Annotated in this window: 13 protein-coding genes; 2 read left to right on the plus strand and 11 right to left on the minus strand. The window is 44.9% G+C overall.

All coding sequences use genetic code 11. The features are described 5' to 3' along the window. Positions 1 to 90: 90 nt before the first annotated feature. From ACLWOR_RS06925 to ACLWOR_RS06955, 7 genes are read right to left on the minus strand one after another with little or no spacing between them, the layout of a single operon-like run. Positions 91 to 1,551, minus strand: a complete 1,461-nt coding sequence (locus ACLWOR_RS06925; protein WP_413939965.1) for an NADH-quinone oxidoreductase subunit N — start codon at positions 1,549 to 1,551, stop codon at positions 91 to 93. Beyond that, positions 1,551 to 3,161, minus strand: coding sequence for a complex I subunit 4 family protein (locus tag ACLWOR_RS06930; protein WP_413939966.1), 1,611 nt, complete (start codon positions 3,159 to 3,161; stop codon positions 1,551 to 1,553). The genes ACLWOR_RS06925 and ACLWOR_RS06930 overlap by 1 nt, the downstream gene beginning before the upstream one ends. Before the next feature lie 4 nt (positions 3,162 to 3,165). Beyond that, complete coding sequence (gene nuoL, locus ACLWOR_RS06935; protein ID WP_413939967.1) at positions 3,166 to 5,097, minus strand: NADH-quinone oxidoreductase subunit L; 1,932 nt, start codon at positions 5,095 to 5,097, stop codon at positions 3,166 to 3,168. Positions 5,098 to 5,108: 11 nt separating this feature from the next. Beyond that, complete coding sequence (gene nuoK / locus ACLWOR_RS06940) at positions 5,109 to 5,432, minus strand: NADH-quinone oxidoreductase subunit NuoK (RefSeq protein ID WP_413939968.1); 324 nt, start codon at positions 5,430 to 5,432, stop codon at positions 5,109 to 5,111. Then, positions 5,422 to 5,958 carry an NADH-quinone oxidoreductase subunit J gene (locus ACLWOR_RS06945; protein WP_413939969.1) on the minus strand — a complete coding sequence of 179 codons (537 nt, stop codon included), beginning with the start codon at positions 5,956 to 5,958 and terminating at the stop codon, positions 5,422 to 5,424. The genes nuoK and ACLWOR_RS06945 overlap by 11 nt, the downstream gene beginning before the upstream one ends. Positions 5,959 to 5,968: 10 nt before the next feature. Beyond that, positions 5,969 to 7,120: a complex I subunit 1/NuoH family protein gene (locus tag ACLWOR_RS06950; RefSeq protein WP_413939970.1), complete on the minus strand. Its 1,152-nt coding sequence runs from the start codon at positions 7,118 to 7,120 to the stop codon at positions 5,969 to 5,971. 9 nt (positions 7,121 to 7,129) lie between these two features. Continuing rightward, the gene (locus tag ACLWOR_RS06955) at positions 7,130 to 7,498 is read right to left on the minus strand and encodes an NADH-quinone oxidoreductase subunit A (protein ID WP_413939971.1); all 369 of its coding nucleotides are present in this window, start codon (positions 7,496 to 7,498) and stop codon (positions 7,130 to 7,132) included. A gap of 124 nt (positions 7,499 to 7,622) precedes the next feature. Here ACLWOR_RS06955 and mfd point away from each other — a divergent pair, with 124 nt between their 5' ends. Further along, positions 7,623 to 11,147 (plus strand): transcription-repair coupling factor, encoded by a 3,525-nt coding sequence (gene mfd / locus ACLWOR_RS06960; RefSeq protein WP_413939972.1) that lies wholly within the window; start codon positions 7,623 to 7,625, stop codon positions 11,145 to 11,147. Here the strand turns inward: mfd and ACLWOR_RS06965 are convergent. After that, positions 11,144 to 11,896 carry a hypothetical protein gene (locus ACLWOR_RS06965; RefSeq protein ID WP_413939973.1) on the minus strand — a complete coding sequence of 251 codons (753 nt, stop codon included), beginning with the start codon at positions 11,894 to 11,896 and terminating at the stop codon, positions 11,144 to 11,146. The genes mfd and ACLWOR_RS06965 overlap by 4 nt on opposite strands. A 54-nt stretch (positions 11,897 to 11,950) precedes the next feature. On the opposite strand from ACLWOR_RS06965, the gene ACLWOR_RS06970 reads away from it, so the two are divergent. Then, positions 11,951 to 13,624 carry a glycoside hydrolase family 3 protein gene (locus ACLWOR_RS06970; protein ID WP_413939975.1) on the plus strand — a complete coding sequence of 558 codons (1,674 nt, stop codon included), beginning with the start codon at positions 11,951 to 11,953 and terminating at the stop codon, positions 13,622 to 13,624. A gap of 54 nt (positions 13,625 to 13,678) precedes the next feature. On the opposite strand, the gene atpC is transcribed toward ACLWOR_RS06970, so the two are convergent. From atpC to atpG, 3 genes are all read right to left on the minus strand, one after another. Continuing rightward, positions 13,679 to 14,092, minus strand: a complete 414-nt coding sequence (atpC, locus tag ACLWOR_RS06975; RefSeq protein ID WP_413939976.1) for an ATP synthase F1 subunit epsilon — start codon at positions 14,090 to 14,092, stop codon at positions 13,679 to 13,681. 72 nt (positions 14,093 to 14,164) lie between these two features. Then, the gene (gene atpD / locus ACLWOR_RS06980) at positions 14,165 to 15,571 is read right to left on the minus strand and encodes a F0F1 ATP synthase subunit beta (protein ID WP_413939977.1); all 1,407 of its coding nucleotides are present in this window, start codon (positions 15,569 to 15,571) and stop codon (positions 14,165 to 14,167) included. Positions 15,572 to 15,582: 11 nt separating this feature from the next. Continuing rightward, a complete protein-coding gene (atpG, locus tag ACLWOR_RS06985; protein ID WP_413939978.1) occupies positions 15,583 to 16,473 on the minus strand; it encodes an ATP synthase F1 subunit gamma in 891 nt (296 codons plus the stop codon). Positions 16,474 to 16,480 lie beyond the last annotated feature (7 nt).

Raw genomic sequence — 16,480 nt, forward strand, 5'->3', positions numbered from 1 at the left:
TTTCTGGTCTTAAAAATCATTATCAAAAATAAAAAAAGGGTGGTTCATAAAACCACCCTTTTTCATTCACACTACAAAGAAGTGTAAGACTTAGATCAAACTTTTCTCGACAGCTGCGAAGATAGGTCCAGAAACGAAGCCCATCAAGACAATTGCCAAAGCCATAATAACTGCAGTGACAGTCGTTGCATTCAAAGAACGACCCGCGATTTCCGCGTTTCCTTCTCTCATGTACATAACTACGATTGGACGAAGGTAGTAATAAACCCCGATAACAGAGCTGATCATACCCCAGATTGCCAACCACAAGAGACCTTCGCCGATAGCTGCATTGAACAAATAGAACTTACCGAAGAAGCCCAAAGTCGGTGGGATCCCAGCTAGTGAAAGCAAGAACACCGTCAAACAAAGTGCATAGATCGGACGTTGTTTCGCAAAACCAGCTAGATCATCAATATTCACGATATGATTTTCAGAACGCTCTAGCATGCTTGCAATTGCAAACGCACCCAAAGTCATCAAACCATAAGAAAGAAGATAGAAGATCACGCCCGAAGCGCCAAACGCTGCGTTGTCGCTGATACCCGCCGTGATCACGCCGATCAAAAGATAACCAGAGTGAGCAACAGAAGAGTATGCAATCATACGCTTGAAGTTGTTTTGCAAGATCGCCGCTGTATTACCGATGATCATCGTAGCTACTGCCAACCATTGCAAAACGTCGAATAGGTAGTCTGAACCAACCAACGACTTCGTCGCAATGATACGCAAGAATGCCGCGAAAGAAACAGTCTTAACCGCAGTCGCCATGAAAGCTGTGTGCGGAGTTGGAGCGCCTTGATACACATCCGGAGTCCAAGCATGGAATGGAGCGATTGAAACCTTAAAGCAGAAGCCCAAAATCACAAACGCAATACCAAACAAGAACAGACGGCTTGTTTGTACAAGTTCTGCTGCTTGATCCATGAACGCCAAGATATTTGTTCCACCTGTTGAACCGAAGATAAATGCCACACCGTAAAGGAATATCGCTGAAGCGAAAGATCCCAAAACGAAGTATTTAAGAGCGGCTTCTTTAGAAAGCTTCTCTTCGTGGCTCATCGCGATCATCAAGTAAAGGGCCAATGACATCAACTCAAGGCCGATGAACACCATCAACAAATCAACTGCTGATACAAGGATCAACATGCCGACTGCAGAGTTCATCGCAAGGAATACCAACTCAGAGAATTGTTTTCCTGAAGTCGCCGGGTTTTCGTACATCATCACAAGAGATGCGCCCGCAGCAGCCAGGGCAATTACGCCCATCCACTGAGTCACACCGTCAAAGATCAATCCGTTATTGAACGCTGTTTTACCAGCACCACCGAAAACAATTAAAAGACCGATACCAATGATCAAGCCAATCAAAGCTTGAGTCAAAGTGACCATTGGATGTTGTTCACGGTTACCGCGCAAAACTTTTGTTGTGATTGGCACCAAGCTCGCTAAAAAAATAGCAATCATTGGAGAAATCAACAGAATGTCGCTAAGTCCTACTGTGATATTCATTATTGTGCTCCTTCAGCTGCTGGCGTTTGAGCTGGAGTTGCGGCTGGAGCCACTTCTTCGGTTGTTGTTGTTTGTTCAACCGGAGCAGCAGGCTGCGATCCCGCGATCGTCAAATTATAGTTGTTCTTATTGTTCACAAGGAAATCGATGCTGGATTTTGAATAATCCAAGAAGTGATTCGGGAAAAGACCCATCCAGAACACCATAATGACCATCGGGACCAAGACCGCGATTTCGCGTGCATTCAAGTCATGAAGAGGATGATGCTCATCTTTCACAAGCTCACCTTTAGGGCCGAAGAACACGCGTTTAAACATCCACAACATGTAAACCGCACCCAACACAACACCTGACACTGCAAAGTATGCAATCACAGGGTTTGCTTGAAACGTTCCAAGAAGGATTAAGAACTCACCTACGAAACCATTCGTCATCGGAACTGCGATCGAAGAGAGAGTGATGATAAAGAAGAAGATCGTGAAAATCGGTAATACGCCAGCCAAACCGCCGTACTTAGAAATCTCACGAGAATGTGTTCTTTCGTAGATCATACCGATCAAGATGAACAGCGCACCAGTTGAGATACCGTGATTCAACATTTGGTACAATCCACCCGCCATGCCGTAGGCATTGAAAGCGAAAAGACCGATCAAGATATAACCCATGTGAGAAACTGAAGAGTACGCTACAAGCTTTTTCACATCTGGTTGAACCATCGCGACCAAAGCTCCATAGATAATACCCACAGCACCGATCAACATGAACAACCAAGCCCAGTACTCGGAAGCCTCTGGGAAGAGTGGAATCACCCAACGCATGAAACCGTATGTACCCATCTTAAGCATGACACCGGCAAGAATAACTGAACCAGGTGTTGGTGCCTCAACGTGGGCGTCTGGCAACCAAGTATGAACTGGGAATGCCGGAACTTTGATTGCAAATGCCAAAGCAAACGCAAAGAACAACAGAGTTTGCAGACTGAAGAAGGTCCCGCCGATAAACGGAATCTTCAGCTGATAGAAATCAAGCAAGCTTGCACTCATGTGCCCAGTCGCTTCTTGAGTGAGGTACATCATATAGATGATCGCAACTAGCATCATCACCGAACCCGCAAAGGTATAGATGAAGAACTTAACAGTTGCGTAAATACGATTTGCGCCACCCCAGATACCGATCATGAAGTACATCGGAACAAGAGAAAGCTCCCAGAACAGATAGAAGAAGATCGCATCCATCGCCAAGAAAGTTCCAAGCATCGCAGTTTGCAATAAGAACAAACAAACGTGGAAACCTTTCACGCGTTTATCGATCGACTCCCAGCTAGCAAGGATAATAATTGGAGTTAGGAATGTCGTCAGAAGAACCAACCACAAAGAGATGCCATCGATCCCCATGAAGTACTGGATTCCGAAACGTTCAATCCACATGAACTTTTCAACCATTTGCAGGCCCGTTGCTGCAGAGTCAAAATGACGGAAAAGTCCAAGGCTCAAAATAAATTCGATCACTGAGAAACCTAGAGCCAAGTGGCGAACTGAGGTTTCTTTTGGCCATACAGCCACGATCAAAGCAAACAGAAGAGGTAGAAAAACAATGCTACTTAAGATCATACCATTACCTCATGATCACAAACGAAAGAACGGCCACAACACCCAGAGCGATATACATCGCGTACTGCTGCATGTTTCCTGTTTGAAGAGAACGAGACAAAGAGCCCATTCCTTTCATCAAGTCCCCTGCCCAGTATGTGCAACGGTCGATAAATTTCACGTCAACGTAGTGCCAAGTATTACGGCTCAAGTTTACAAGCGGATTGATGATGCCACCGAAGTACGCTTCATCCACGAAGTACTTGTTATAAACAAGGTTGTAAATTGGCTTAATGCTTTCCGCGATTTTCTTCGGAGTCTCAGGAGACTTCACGTAGAAGTGGTAAGCAATCGCAGCTGAAACAGCAGCCAAACCAACAGACACACCCATCAAAGTAAACTCTGTCGTGTGATCAAGCGGCGTCCAACCCGGAATTGGCTTGATCAATGGGTGCAACCAGTGCTCCCACACATTTGGAATGTGTCCAAGCATTTCTCCAATTGCGTGAGGGATACCAATCCAACCACCAATTACTGACAACACTGCCAATACGATCAATGGGATTGTCATCAACGCTGGAGATTCATGCGGATGAACTTCTTTAGGAACGCGGCTCTTACCCCAGAAAGTCAAAGCCATCAAACGAGTCATGTAGAACGCAGTAAGAGTTGCACCGACTGCACCCGCAACCCAAAGGATTGGAGAGCCGAATGGCGACTGGAATGCATACGCCAAGATTTCGTCCTTTGAGAAGAAACCTGCAAATGGTGGCATACCAATGATCGCCAACCATCCCAAAAGGAATGTGATGTGTGTGATCGGCATATACTTTTTAAGAGCACCCATTTTGCGGATATCTTGTTCTTCGTGCATCGCATGGATCACAGAACCAGAACCCAAGAACATCAAAGCCTTAAAGAATGCGTGAGTCATAAGATGGAACATCGCTGCTCCGAAAGCACCCACACCGCAAGCCAGGAACATATAACCAAGTTGTGACACAGTTGAGTATGCCAAAACTTTTTTGATATCCCATTGGGTCATACCAATTGTTGCTGCCAGAACTGCAGTCGCCGCACCGATGATCGCAATTACCATCATTGTGTTAGGAGCTGCTAGGAACAACGGATTCAAACGAACGATCATGTAAACGCCCGCCGTAACCATCGTCGCCGCATGGATAAGAGCAGATACTGGAGTCGGACCCGCCATCGCGTCTGGAAGCCAAACATACAATGGAATCTGTGCAGACTTACCAGTTGCGCCGATGAATAAGAACATTGTTCCCAAAGTCACCGCACCCAACCAAGAGGCTTCCATCGTTGTTGGCGCCAAGGCGTTCAACTCTGCGAAGTTCAAAGTTCCGAATGTTGTGAAAAGGATGAACATACCAAGCAAGAAGGCCGCGTCACCAACACGGTTCGTAACAAAAGCTTTCATGCCGGCAGCCGCTTTTTCTGAATCTGTGAACCAGAAACCGATAAGCAAGTAAGAGCAAAGACCGACACCTTCCCAACCTACGAACATCACAAGCAAGCTATCACCAAGAACTAGCAACAACATGTTGAAGATGAACAGATTTAGGTAAGCAAAGTATTTCGCCACACCTTTATCGTGGTGCATATAACCGATTGAGAACAAGTGGATCAAAGTACCAACACCTGTGATCACTAGGATCATGATGGCGCTGATTTGATCGACTACGAATCCCGCATTGATTTTGAAGTTACCAACCGCCATCCACTCAAAGAAGCTCACCGCGATACGACGTGCTTCTTCCGGCATAGCAATCAAATCACTTACCAAAATCACCGAACAGATAAATGAAATCGCAACTGCGATTGTTGCAATCGTGCCCGCCACGTTTGCAGAGTGCTTTTTATAGCGGAATCCATTAATCATGAATCCAACTAGCGGACTTAGAATAACAAGGGCCATTAAAACAGCGTGGTTCATCGTTTGGTCCCCTATCCTTTCAAGTGCTCAAAGAAGCGAATATTCACTTCGTTAAAACGTTTAAAGATTGAAACCGCTAGTGCCAAACCAACTGCCGCTTCCGCTGCAGCGATTGTCATAACGAAGAAAACCATGATGTGGCCATCAATCAAACCAAGGTATTTGCTGAATGCTACGAACGTTAAGTTCACAGAGTTCAACATCAACTCTACTGACATCAAAAGAACGATCACGTTTTTTCTTAAAAGAACGCCCGCCATTCCCATCACGAACAAAAGAGCTGACAGAACGAGGTAATGAGTCAGGCCAATGTTATTAATGAAATCAATGTTCATGAGTTCCACCTTTACTGCGCGCTAGAGCAACCGCACCGACTGCGATTACTAAAAGCAAAATACCAAGAGCTTCAAATCCAAATACGTATTTTGAGAACAAGATTTGTCCCAATTGTTTTGTCGCTTCCATGCCATCACCAGCGAGTGCTGTTGATTTTTGAGCTTTATCACTCAAAAGATCTGCAGAAAGAACAACTGCTCCTACGATCAAACCCGCCATCAAACCAACAGAAGCGATTTTCAAAGCGCCTGTCATTTTACCGCGAGTAAACGCCTGAAGATCTTTCTTCAAGTCGAAGAGCATGATCACCATGGTGAAAAGAACCATCACGGCGCCGGCATAAACGATCAACTGAACACCCGCGATGAAGTACGCGTTCAAAGTCACGAACAACGCGGAAATACCAACCATTGTCATCGCCAAAGAAAGTGCTGAGTAGATCGGATTCGACATAAGAATCACGGCCAAACCACTTCCCAGGGTGACGATAGCTAAAAACCAAAAAAGAAAAGCATCTGCTGTCACGTCATTCTCCTTACATTGCTGCGATGTAGATCACAAACGCGGTTAAAACAGTGTTGAAAAGCGCCCAAGGAAGCATTGTTTTCCAACCCAGATCCATCAACTGATCGTAACGGAAACGAGGAAGAGTCCAACGAACCCAGATAAAGATCCACAAGAAGATAGAAAACTTAATCATGAACGAAAGGAAGTGAAGCAAAGCAACCAAGCCGCTTGCGCCACCAGCCGTCGACGTCACGCCTGCTGCCCATTCTTGAAGTTCCGCAACCGATACAAACGGAATACCGAAACCACCAAAGAAGAACAATGTCATCAAGCCCGCAGAAATCATCATGTGACCGTACTCACCGATGAAGAACATGTTGAACTTGAAACCACCGTACTCAGTATGGAAACCCGCAACGAGTTCTGACTCACCCTCTGCCAAGTCGAATGGCAAACGATTCGATTCTGCGAAAGTTGCAGAGAAGAATAATAAAGCTGCCAAAGGTTGGAAGAAGATACCCCAGTTCGGAAGATACTGAGATGAGATCGTGTGACCCATGAACGTGAAATGGAAAGTGCCCTGTTGAGCCATTGTCATTTCAGTCAGGTTAAACGTTCCGTACATCATGATGATACCAACGATGGAAAGACCCAAAGCCAACTCGTAAGAGATTGTTTGAGCCGACGCACGCAAAGCACCCATCAAAGAATATTTATTTCCTGAACCCCAACCCGCCATCAACAAAGTGTAGGCAGCTAGAGAAGAAACACCCAGGATGAACACGATACCAACACCGATGTCATAACCTTGAACCAAGAAAGTGTAGGGACCCCAAGTCGAACCAAACAATTCAAATGTGCCTACTTGAATTGGTGTCGACATTGGAATCGCAGAGAATGCCACTGCACCTGGAATCAAAGCGAAAACCGGAGCTGCATAATACAAAAACGGTTTTGCTGTATCAGGAACGAAGTTTTCTTTCGTCAAGAATTTCACAGCGTCAGCCAAAAGCTGCATCAAACCCAATGGGCCTACGCGATTTGGTCCCAAACGATTTTGAATGAAAGCCGAACCACGGCGCTCAAGCCAAACCAAGATTGGTACTGCTTGCACCATCATCAAAAAGATGACGACGAGTTTTAAACCGTTAACGGTAATTTCGAAAATGTCTTTACCCATTCCCATGATCTAGTCCCATTCCAATGCTTTTGATTTTACTTCCCAGAAAAGGCCGAAGACGAAAACCGCGATGAACACAAGCATTGAGATGAACACGAATGTGCCGCCGCCAGTGCCAAGGAAATCACGGAATGTTGTAGCCCATGGATACATGAAGATGATCTCGATATCGAACAAGATAAAAAGAATCGCCGTGAGATAAAACTTCACAGAAACTTTTGTATCTTTCTTATCAAGTGATGGAAGACCGCACTCGTAGGGTTCGTACTTGATAGGATGATAAACTGGCTTTCCACCTGTTTTGGACGCGAGCCAAAGCAGGAAGGCACCGAAGACAGCGATAAAGATGACGATGAATATAACTCCACCGAGTGGCACAGACCCTCCGAAAGTTGTCGTTATTATTTGGATTTCAATTAGTTAGTTATATACATGGAGTGTTGGAAAACCAAGAAATATGAATGGAAACAAGGCGATACTCATGGCAACATGAGCCCTCGAAATGAAAGCTGAAATGACTCACACAAGGCTTGAATCCATCTTGGAACGAGCTTTGGAAACTTCTCACAACAAAATTCAGGTCACAGGAGCCTCTTCTCCTCTGGCTCTCGCTTACTTTTTGTCTCAAACATACTCTAAAGTTATTAACAACTTGCCGCATCTTGTTGTGGTTGGAAGTTCGCGCGAAGCAGAGGAGCTGCAGCAGCTTCTGAAGTTTTTTGACCCGGATCGTCATTCAACAATCCTACCCGCTTTCGATGTTTCCCCGTACTCGGGTCTCTATCCGAACTCAAAAGTTTTGGCGGAACGAATTTCGTTCTTATTTAAAGCTCAGAACGCCAAAGCCGGAGAAATCTTCATATCCTCGTCTGACGCGATCATGCAAAAGACTCTTCCGGTACAAATCCTGAAGGAACGCTCACGAATTTTAAAGGCTGGCGATGAGCTTCCAGAAAATCTAGTCGAGTATTTCACGGAGCTGGGCTACACAGCCGCACCGATGGTTGAGGATAAGGGGCAGTTCGCGGTTCGCGGTGGTATCGTTGATATTTTTCCACCGACCGAAGAACTTCCAGTGCGCATGGATCTTTTCGGTGATCAAATCGAATCGCTTCGCCATTTTTCATCTGATGATCAGCGCAGCACCGATGAGATCACCCAATTTGTTCTTACGCCGGCGCGAGAATATTTATTCCGTGATGAAACACACGAAAGACTTTTGCAACGAGTGCGCGCTTCGATTGATGCACGCCCCGTTGAAAAAGCAGAAGCTGAAGAAACACTTCGTTCTCTTGTTTTAAAAAATTCATTCCCTGGTATCGAATTTCTTTTGCCGTATTTTTATGGAGAGCTCGCACAACCTGTTGATCATTTTACAGGTGCAGTGAATTTATGGTTCTTAGATCCTGTTGAAATTTCTCGCTGTGGGGACGAAACCTGGGCAGAACTGAAGTCTGATTTTGCATCCAGCGAAAATCATGTAATCCGTCCTGAGATTGATTCTTTATTCACAGCGATGGACCAAATTAAGTTTCCACTTAAATCGCGTGAAATCTATTTTTCATCGTTAGAGTATTTCGAGGACGAAAGCACACCTGAAGAAGCAAGAGTCGAATATAAAACTTCGCTCACTCAAGATTTCACGAACCTGGCTCTTACCAACGCCGTGGGTACAGACCTTTGGGTGCAGGCTGCTTCCAATAAAATTCATCGCTGGAAAGCCGATGGCTATCGCATTTTTATTGGTTCGAAAAATCAGTCGCAAGCCGATCGGCTATCGCACATCTTTGAAAAGATGGAACTTAAGATGGCCAAGGCGGCCGTCGATGAGTATAAATGGGATACGTGGCTATCTGAGCAAGATCACAATCCTGCACTTTTGCATCTCGTTCCTCGATTTTTATCTGAAAGCCTTCGCCTTGATGAAGAGAAAATTATTTTTCTTCGCGATGAAGATTTCCATGGCAAAAAACAACGCGCTCGAGAGTCTTCAGCCTCACAAGATTTTCAAAAAAATGCCAAACGACTTTCTTTTGGAGATTTAAAGCCAGGAGATTTGGTCGTCCACGTGAAACACGGGATCGGTCAGTACGAGGGTCTTAAGATCATGAATATCGGAGGCGTTGAATCCGAATTCATTCAGGTTGGCTATAAGGACAAAGATAAACTCTACTTACCCGTCTATCGTGTTGGACAACTACAAAAGTTTTCCGCAGCAGGGCCCACCGGTGTTCTTGATAAACTAGGTGGCACAGCCTGGGAAAAAACAAAGGCCAAGGTTAAAGCTCATGTTCGCGATATCGCAGCTGATCTTTTAGCTCTGTATGCGAAACGTGCAGAACTTCACCGTGAACCTTTTCATTTTAAAGAAGATGAAATCGCGTTATTTGAAAATGGTTTTCCCTACGAAGAGACTCAAGACCAAGCTCGGGCCATTAACGATATTCTTTCAGACCTGCATGGAACAAAACCGATGGATCGCTTGGTTTGTGGCGACGTGGGTTTTGGTAAAACCGAAGTTGCCATGCGCGCAGCATTCTTTGCTGTTCAAGCTCGTAAGCAAGTTGCATTACTCGCTCCAACGACAGTTCTTACGTTCCAGCACTTTGAAACAGTTAAAAAACGTTTCCATGGATGGCCGGTTGACATCAGGGTTCTCAATCGCTTCGTCACTCCTGCTGAAGTTAAAAAAACGCAGCAAGATCTTAAAGACGGCAAAGTCGACATTATAATCGGGACACACAAACTGTTAGGATCCGGCATTGATTTTAAAGATCTTGGACTTCTTATTATCGACGAAGAACAAAAGTTTGGCGTCACTCATAAAGAAAAGATTAAAAAGCTTCGTGCGCATGTCGACACATTGACACTGTCTGCAACGCCTATTCCAAGAACGCTCAACATGGCGCTGGTTGGAATTCGCGATTTGAGTTTGATTAACACAGCACCTGTAGATCGTTTGCCGACTCGTACTTTTGTGACGAAGTTTGATCCAGAAACAATTCGCAAAGCGATCACGGCTGAGATTTCTCGTGGTGGACAGGTTTACTTTATTCATAACCGGATCGAATCAATCTATGGCCTTGCTGATGAAATTCGCCAGATTGTTCCCGAAGCCCGTATTAAAATCGGTCACGGCCAAATGGAAGAACATGAGCTTGAGAAAACAATGCTCTCTTTCTTCAATCACGAAATCGACGTTTTGATTTGTACCGCCATCGTGGAATCCGGAATGGACGTGCCACGCGCAAACACCATGTTCATTGATAGCGCACATATGTTTGGTCTTTCGCAGCTCTATCAGCTTCGCGGTCGCGTCGGTCGCAGCAAGACACGTGCTTATTGTTACTTGATGATGCCGCGAGATCGCAAGCTCGACAAAGAACAACAAGAGCGACTGAAGATCATTCAAGACAACACCGCTCTTGGAAGTGGCATTAAGATCGCCCAGTACGATTTGGAACTACGCGGTTCCGGAAATATTTTGGGTGAAGAACAATCAGGCCACGTGAATTCCGTGGGCTATGAACTCTATATGGATCTTCTCAATGAAGCTCTCGCAGAAGCGAAGGGTGAAAAAGTTGAAGACATGGATCTTGATCCTGAGATCAATCTGCGCATCCCAGCGATGATTCCTGATAATTATATCAGCGATATCCGTATTCGTTTGAGCTACTACAAGGCACTGGCCGATATCACGTCAAACGAAGATTTGGATCGTATTGAAGAAGAATTGCGCGATCAGTTCGGTGCGATTCCAGAGCCAACTTTAAATCTAATGGGTCTCATGCTGATTCGCCGTCAGTGTAAAGAGCTTGGCGTTCGTGATATCAGTGCGGGTGTAAAATCCGTTTCTTTGATCTTTACTGAAAAAACGAAGCTAAAACCGGAAGTCGTAATCCAGCTCGCTATGCGTGAAAGCAAAAAGTATTCAATCACTCCTGACAATAGATTGAATATCAAGATGGCGACCATCTCTTGGGGCGCGGTTCACGAAGAACTCTCTCTGCTGTTAAATCTTATTTAGAATTCTAAACGAATGCCGGCGCCGTATAAGAAATCAGTTTCGGTGTTGGGATCACTTGCCGACTCAGTTTTCGCGTACTGCGTGATATAGAGATCAAGATAAGTATTTTCTAAACCAAAATTAAAGGTCGCATCTTTAGCAACTTCGCTATCAATCCAGTTCAGCTGCACGAGTACACCTAACATGTAGTTGTAGCCCATTTGAGTTGTCGCTGAGAAAGAATCGGCCGGGCTTTTTTCTGAAAGTTCCATCTGCCAAAGATTCAGGCCGAAGTACGGGGCCGCATAGGGCTCGTCCATTAACATATCTAGCGTGAATTGAAAATTTGCACCCATCTTTGTGACATCTAGGCTCATTGAAGAACCACTTTTTGATCCACTCACGGAGCCAGTTGCCAAATCAATTCCGGCAGCCAAGGAACCCAGGGCAAAATTGTATTTATAGTCGACGTTAAAACGAATCAGTCCGATAGGTTCGTCGCCAAAGAGATCTTTGTATTTTAAACCTGGTTGAGTTGTCGACGCGTACTTCGAAAGCACCAGTGGTTCGTACTGTACTCCGTAGTAGATTCCATGGGTTTCGCGTCGTGCTTTATAGGAGGCTAGATAGTCTTGGGAAACTTCAACTTCAACAAGGGCATAGGGATCATTTTTTTCGGACTCAATCTGCGCCCAAGCCATACCGGGGCTTAAGAACCCGACCAGGATCCAAATACCAACCTTTGTTTTAAGACTTAGGTGCAATTTCATGCTGTTACTCAAATCTCGCCTATTCAGTCCAAGTGCTAGTGATACCCTTATCTTATGAGAGAGTATATCAGCACATTGAAGAATTTGAGTCTTTGTATTCTTATTCTCTTAATTCCCAACTTTGTACTAGCTTCAGCACCCACTCCTCTTGAACAAAGTATTGAAAAACGAATTGCGCAAATGAGTCTCGAAGAAAAGGTCGGACAACTTTTCATCGTTGGCTTTCCACAAAAAGATATCACCAAAGAACTCGATAAATTTATTCGCACCTACAAGCCAGGATCATTCCTTCTTTTTAAAAGAAACATCTTAAGTCTTGCTCAAGTCAAAAAACTCAATGCGGATCTCACTCGTTTAAGTTACGACACTTCAGAACTCCCGCCTCTTCTTGCCATCGACCAAGAAGGTGGATCAGTTTCTCGTCTTCCACTTTTCCCAACCCAACCCAACGCTCTCGCGCTGGGACAAACTCAATCTCCGGCCCTTGCTGAAGAAATGGGTTATCAGACCGGGCTTTTCCTTCGTGAAGTTGGCTTCAATATGAACCTTGCGCCGGTCTTAGATGTCGTTGATCCAAAATCACGCAGCTTTATTGGAGTGAGATCTTTTGGTCCCGATCCGGAAATCGTGAAGGATGTCGGTGTTGCTTACTCTCGCGGCCTACTCCGTTCACGTGTGATACCAACAGCGAAACATTTTCCTGGAACTGGAAATCTCGCTCTGGATCCACACCAAGTGATCGTTGAAAACGCAGCCACTTCCGTTTCGTTGCGCGAGCGCGATCTTGTTCCCTATCAAGCTTACGCAGAATTAGGTCGACCTGTTGCTGTCATGCTTTCGCATCTTCTCTATCCAAGTCTTGATCCTTCAAGAGAGCCTGCAAGTTTCTCAAAGAAAATTTCAACGGACCTTTTGCGTGGAGAAATGAAATACCAAGGCCTGGTGATGACTGATGACCTGCAAATGCAAGGATCAAAACAACTTCTGCGTCCGGAAGTCGCTGCCCTTCGCGCTTTGAAAGCTGGTGCTGATATTGTGATGTTAAGTTGGTCTTTTGCTGATCAAGGTAAGGCCTTTAATCATGTTAAAAAAGCTGTTCAATCTGGTGACTTTGCCGAGAAGGATTTAAACGACAAACTTCGTCGCATTCTTTACACAAAGGCATTTGCCAACAACTACAAACGTGATCCTGCGATTCCTTCGATGATAGCAGGATCTGTTCTCACATCGCCGAACTATCATCAGTTAGAAGAACAAATTTTCTCTCAGAATCTACAATCCTCTTTACTGGTTACACACCTACCGGCCAAAGAAACATCAGCGCGCAAACCCGCTTCTCAAGAAGTTGTCTGCACAATTGCGCCATCAAAGGACTTCATCACTTCGTTTAAAGCGGAACGAACTCGCAAGGAGCCGACACGTTTATTGAACGGAAATTTTGATAAGACCGAAGTAGAATCATGGATCAAGAGTCGTTCTTGTGACGTGGTTTTACTCGCTATTACCGGTCCAAAAACCGCACAGCTTGCAGGATCCCTCGCGCCAAAGACAAGGTCGAAAACTTTGGTGGTGAATCTCAGCACACCTCGTTGGGTTCCGAATAACAAGGGCTATTTAAAAGTCGTACAGCTGTCATTTAATCACATGGAATCTGGCAAGCGCATCGCTCAGAATCTCACCAAGCTTCTTGATGAAACTCACGTCACATCGGTGGATCACGGGGAATAAAAAAACCCACATACTTTCGCATGTGGGTTTCTAAATTTCATTTTTAAATTGAAATTACTTTTTCGCCAAAGGAGCGATTTCAATGTCTGCACGCGCTCTTGCGATTTGACGTTGAACTTGGTTCCACTCTTCATCAGTCAGAGTTTCATTAGCCAATTTCTTTTCAGAATCGTTCAAAAGCTGTTTCTTCGCTTCAACATCGATCTCTTCTGGAAGATCAGCGATGTCAGCTAGGATGTTCACGCCCTCAGGGCTTACTTGGCAATATCCCCAGCTGATAACAGCTTGGTTTTGCTTCGATTCGCCTTTGAGTTTCCATTTCATAACACCCGTTTCAAGTGTCGTGATCAATGGAGCGTGACCAGGCAGAATGTTCAATTCGCCTTTGAAAGCTGGAACTGACACTTCTTCAACATCTTGATTGAGAAGGAGTCGCTTTTCAGGAGTCACGATCGTTAGTTTAAACATTTAACAAACCTTTCGTAAAAAACTAAGAGTAAACTAGCGTACTCCGGCGCGAGCCGGAGTGTAAGCCAGCGCTTACGCTTGAAGTTTTTTAGCTTTCTCAATAACGTCTTCGATAGTTCCAACAAGGTAGAACGCCTGCTCTGGAAGAGCATCGTGTTTACCATCAAGGATCTCACGGAAACCACGAACTGTGTCTTTGATATCTACGTATTTACCAGGCAATCCAGTGAACTGCTCAGCAACGAAGAATGGTTGAGACAAGAAACGTTGGATTTTACGAGAACGTGATACAACCAATTTATCTGCTTCAGACAATTCGTCCATACCCAAGATAGCGATGATATCTTGAAGTTCACGGTAACGTTGCAACAACGCTTGAACGTCACGAGCGCATTTGTAGTGCTCTTCACCGATAACAGTTGGATCCAAAAGACGTGAAGTAGACGTCAATGGGTGAACCGCAGGGAAGATCGCCATAGCTGCGATATCACGGTCAAGATTCGTAGTCGCATCCAAGTGAGTAAATGTAGTTGCAGGAGCTGGATCCGTGTAGTCATCGGCAGGTACGTATACCGCTTGAACTGACGTGATCGAACCTTTTTTAGTTGAAGTGATACGCTCTTGCAAAGCACCCATCTCAGTCGCCAAAGTTGGTTGGTAACCAACGGCAGAAGGGATACGGCCAAGAAGTGCGGAAACTTCGGCACCCGCTTGAGTAAAGCGGAAGATGTTATCTACGAAGAAAAGAACGTCTTGGTTTTCAACGTCACGGAAGTATTCAGCAACAGTCAAACCAGTCAAAGCAACACGCGCACGTGCTCCAGGTGGTTCATTCATTTGACCGAATACAAGCGCAGTTTTCGCCAATACGCCTGATTGTTTCATCTCTTGCCACAAGTCATTACCTTCACGAGTACGTTCACCAACGCCCGCGAATACAGAGAAACCACCGTGCTCAGTCGCGATGTTACGGATCAATTCTTGGATAAGAACTGTTTTACCAACACCCGCACCACCGAACAAACCGATCTTACCACCCTTAGCGTAAGGAGCTAGCAAGTCTACGACTTTGATACCAGTCATCAACATTGCAGCAGCAGTAGCTTGATCTTCGAATTTTGGAGCAGTTCTGTGGATGCCCCAGTGTTCTTTTGCGTTTACTGGACCTTGTTCGTCGATTGGCTCACCAACTACGTTGATGATACGACCCAAAGCCTCACGACCTACTGGAGCCGTGATCATTTGATTCAAAACTTTTACTTTTTCGCCACGAACCAAACCTTCAGTTTGGTCCATAGAGATCGCGCGAACCACACCGTCACCCAAGTGTTGTGCCACTTCAAGTACAAGGTTGTATTCAGCGTCAGAGATAAATTTGTTAGTTACACGAAGAGCTGAGTTGATCGCAGGAAGTTCTGCGCCTTCGAACTCAACGTCCACTACGGGACCCATCACTTGTTTTACTTTACCGAATGCCATTATTCAGCTCCCTATTTAAGCGCTTCCGCGCCTGATACGATTTCAGTCAATTCTGTAGTAATTTTTTCTTGTCTCAATTTGTTGTATGTCAGAGTGAGTTTGTTGATCATCTCTTTCGCATTGTTTGTCGCGTTTTCCATCGCACTCATACGAGCACCATGTTCGCCGGCAACGGACTCAGACATAGTTCTGTAAACTTGAAGATCAAAGTGCTTCTCAAGCAATTGTTTGATGATTGCTTCTGGAGAAGGTTCAAAAATCATGTCCACAGAGAAAGCAGCTGCATTTGTTGTCTCAGTCGAGTCAGCAAAAGTCGTCAAGCCAAGATCAATTGGCAAGATTGTTTCTGCTACAACAATTTGAGAGATCGCAGATTTGAATTCATTGTGGATAATACGAACTTCGTCGTATTGACCCTCAAGGTAATCGTTCATCACGCGATTTGCTACTTTAGAAGCCAATTCGTAAGAGATGTCCTTATCAAGCTTCGTGATGTAATCAACCGGCTTAATTCCACGTTTAGTGAAGTAGTCATGACCACGACGACCAACGAAGAGGAAATCAATCTTTTCGAGCTTGCTCTTATTTTCGTTATAATAAGCTTCAGTAAATTTGTTGATATTGCTGTTGAAAGCGCCGCAAAGACCGCGATCAGAAGTGATAACAACAAGCAAAACATTCTTTACTTGTTCTTTCTTCTCCATCAACGGATGCGACACTTTTTTAGTTACAGCGATATCCGCAATCACCTTACGCAAAGTCAGAGCATAAGGACGCATATTAACGATGTTATTCTGCGCCTTTCTCAACTTCGCAGCAGAGACGAGCTTCATCGCTTTCGTGATCTGCTGGGTGTTTTTAGTGGACTCAATTCGAGCCCGGATATCCTTCAAGCTTGCCATTTAAGCA

The sequence above is a fragment of the Bdellovibrio sp. HCB2-146 genome (assembly GCF_047345725.1).
In the GTDB taxonomy this organism is placed as follows: domain Bacteria; phylum Bdellovibrionota; class Bdellovibrionia; order Bdellovibrionales; family Bdellovibrionaceae; genus Bdellovibrio.

Coding starts and splice junctions, on each gene's coding strand:
- ACLWOR_RS06925 (WP_413939965.1), bottom strand. CDS start 1,551: ATGAATATCACAGTAGGACTTAGCGACATTCTGTTGATTTCTCCAATG.
- ACLWOR_RS06930 (WP_413939966.1), bottom strand. CDS start 3,161: ATGATCTTAAGTAGCATTGTTTTTCTACCTCTTCTGTTTGCTTTGATC.
- nuoL (WP_413939967.1), bottom strand. CDS start 5,097: ATGAACCACGCTGTTTTAATGGCCCTTGTTATTCTAAGTCCGCTAGTT.
- nuoK (WP_413939968.1), bottom strand. CDS start 5,432: ATGAACATTGATTTCATTAATAACATTGGCCTGACTCATTACCTCGTT.
- ACLWOR_RS06950 (WP_413939970.1), bottom strand. CDS start 7,120: ATGGGTAAAGACATTTTCGAAATTACCGTTAACGGTTTAAAACTCGTC.
- mfd (WP_413939972.1), top strand. CDS start 7,623: ATGAAAGCTGAAATGACTCACACAAGGCTTGAATCCATCTTGGAACGA.
- ACLWOR_RS06965 (WP_413939973.1), bottom strand. CDS start 11,896: ATGAAATTGCACCTAAGTCTTAAAACAAAGGTTGGTATTTGGATCCTG.
- ACLWOR_RS06970 (WP_413939975.1), top strand. CDS start 11,951: ATGAGAGAGTATATCAGCACATTGAAGAATTTGAGTCTTTGTATTCTT.
- atpC (WP_413939976.1), bottom strand. CDS start 14,092: ATGTTTAAACTAACGATCGTGACTCCTGAAAAGCGACTCCTTCTCAAT.
- atpD (WP_413939977.1), bottom strand. CDS start 15,571: ATGGCATTCGGTAAAGTAAAACAAGTGATGGGTCCCGTAGTGGACGTT.
- atpG (WP_413939978.1), bottom strand. CDS start 16,473: ATGGCAAGCTTGAAGGATATCCGGGCTCGAATTGAGTCCACTAAAAAC.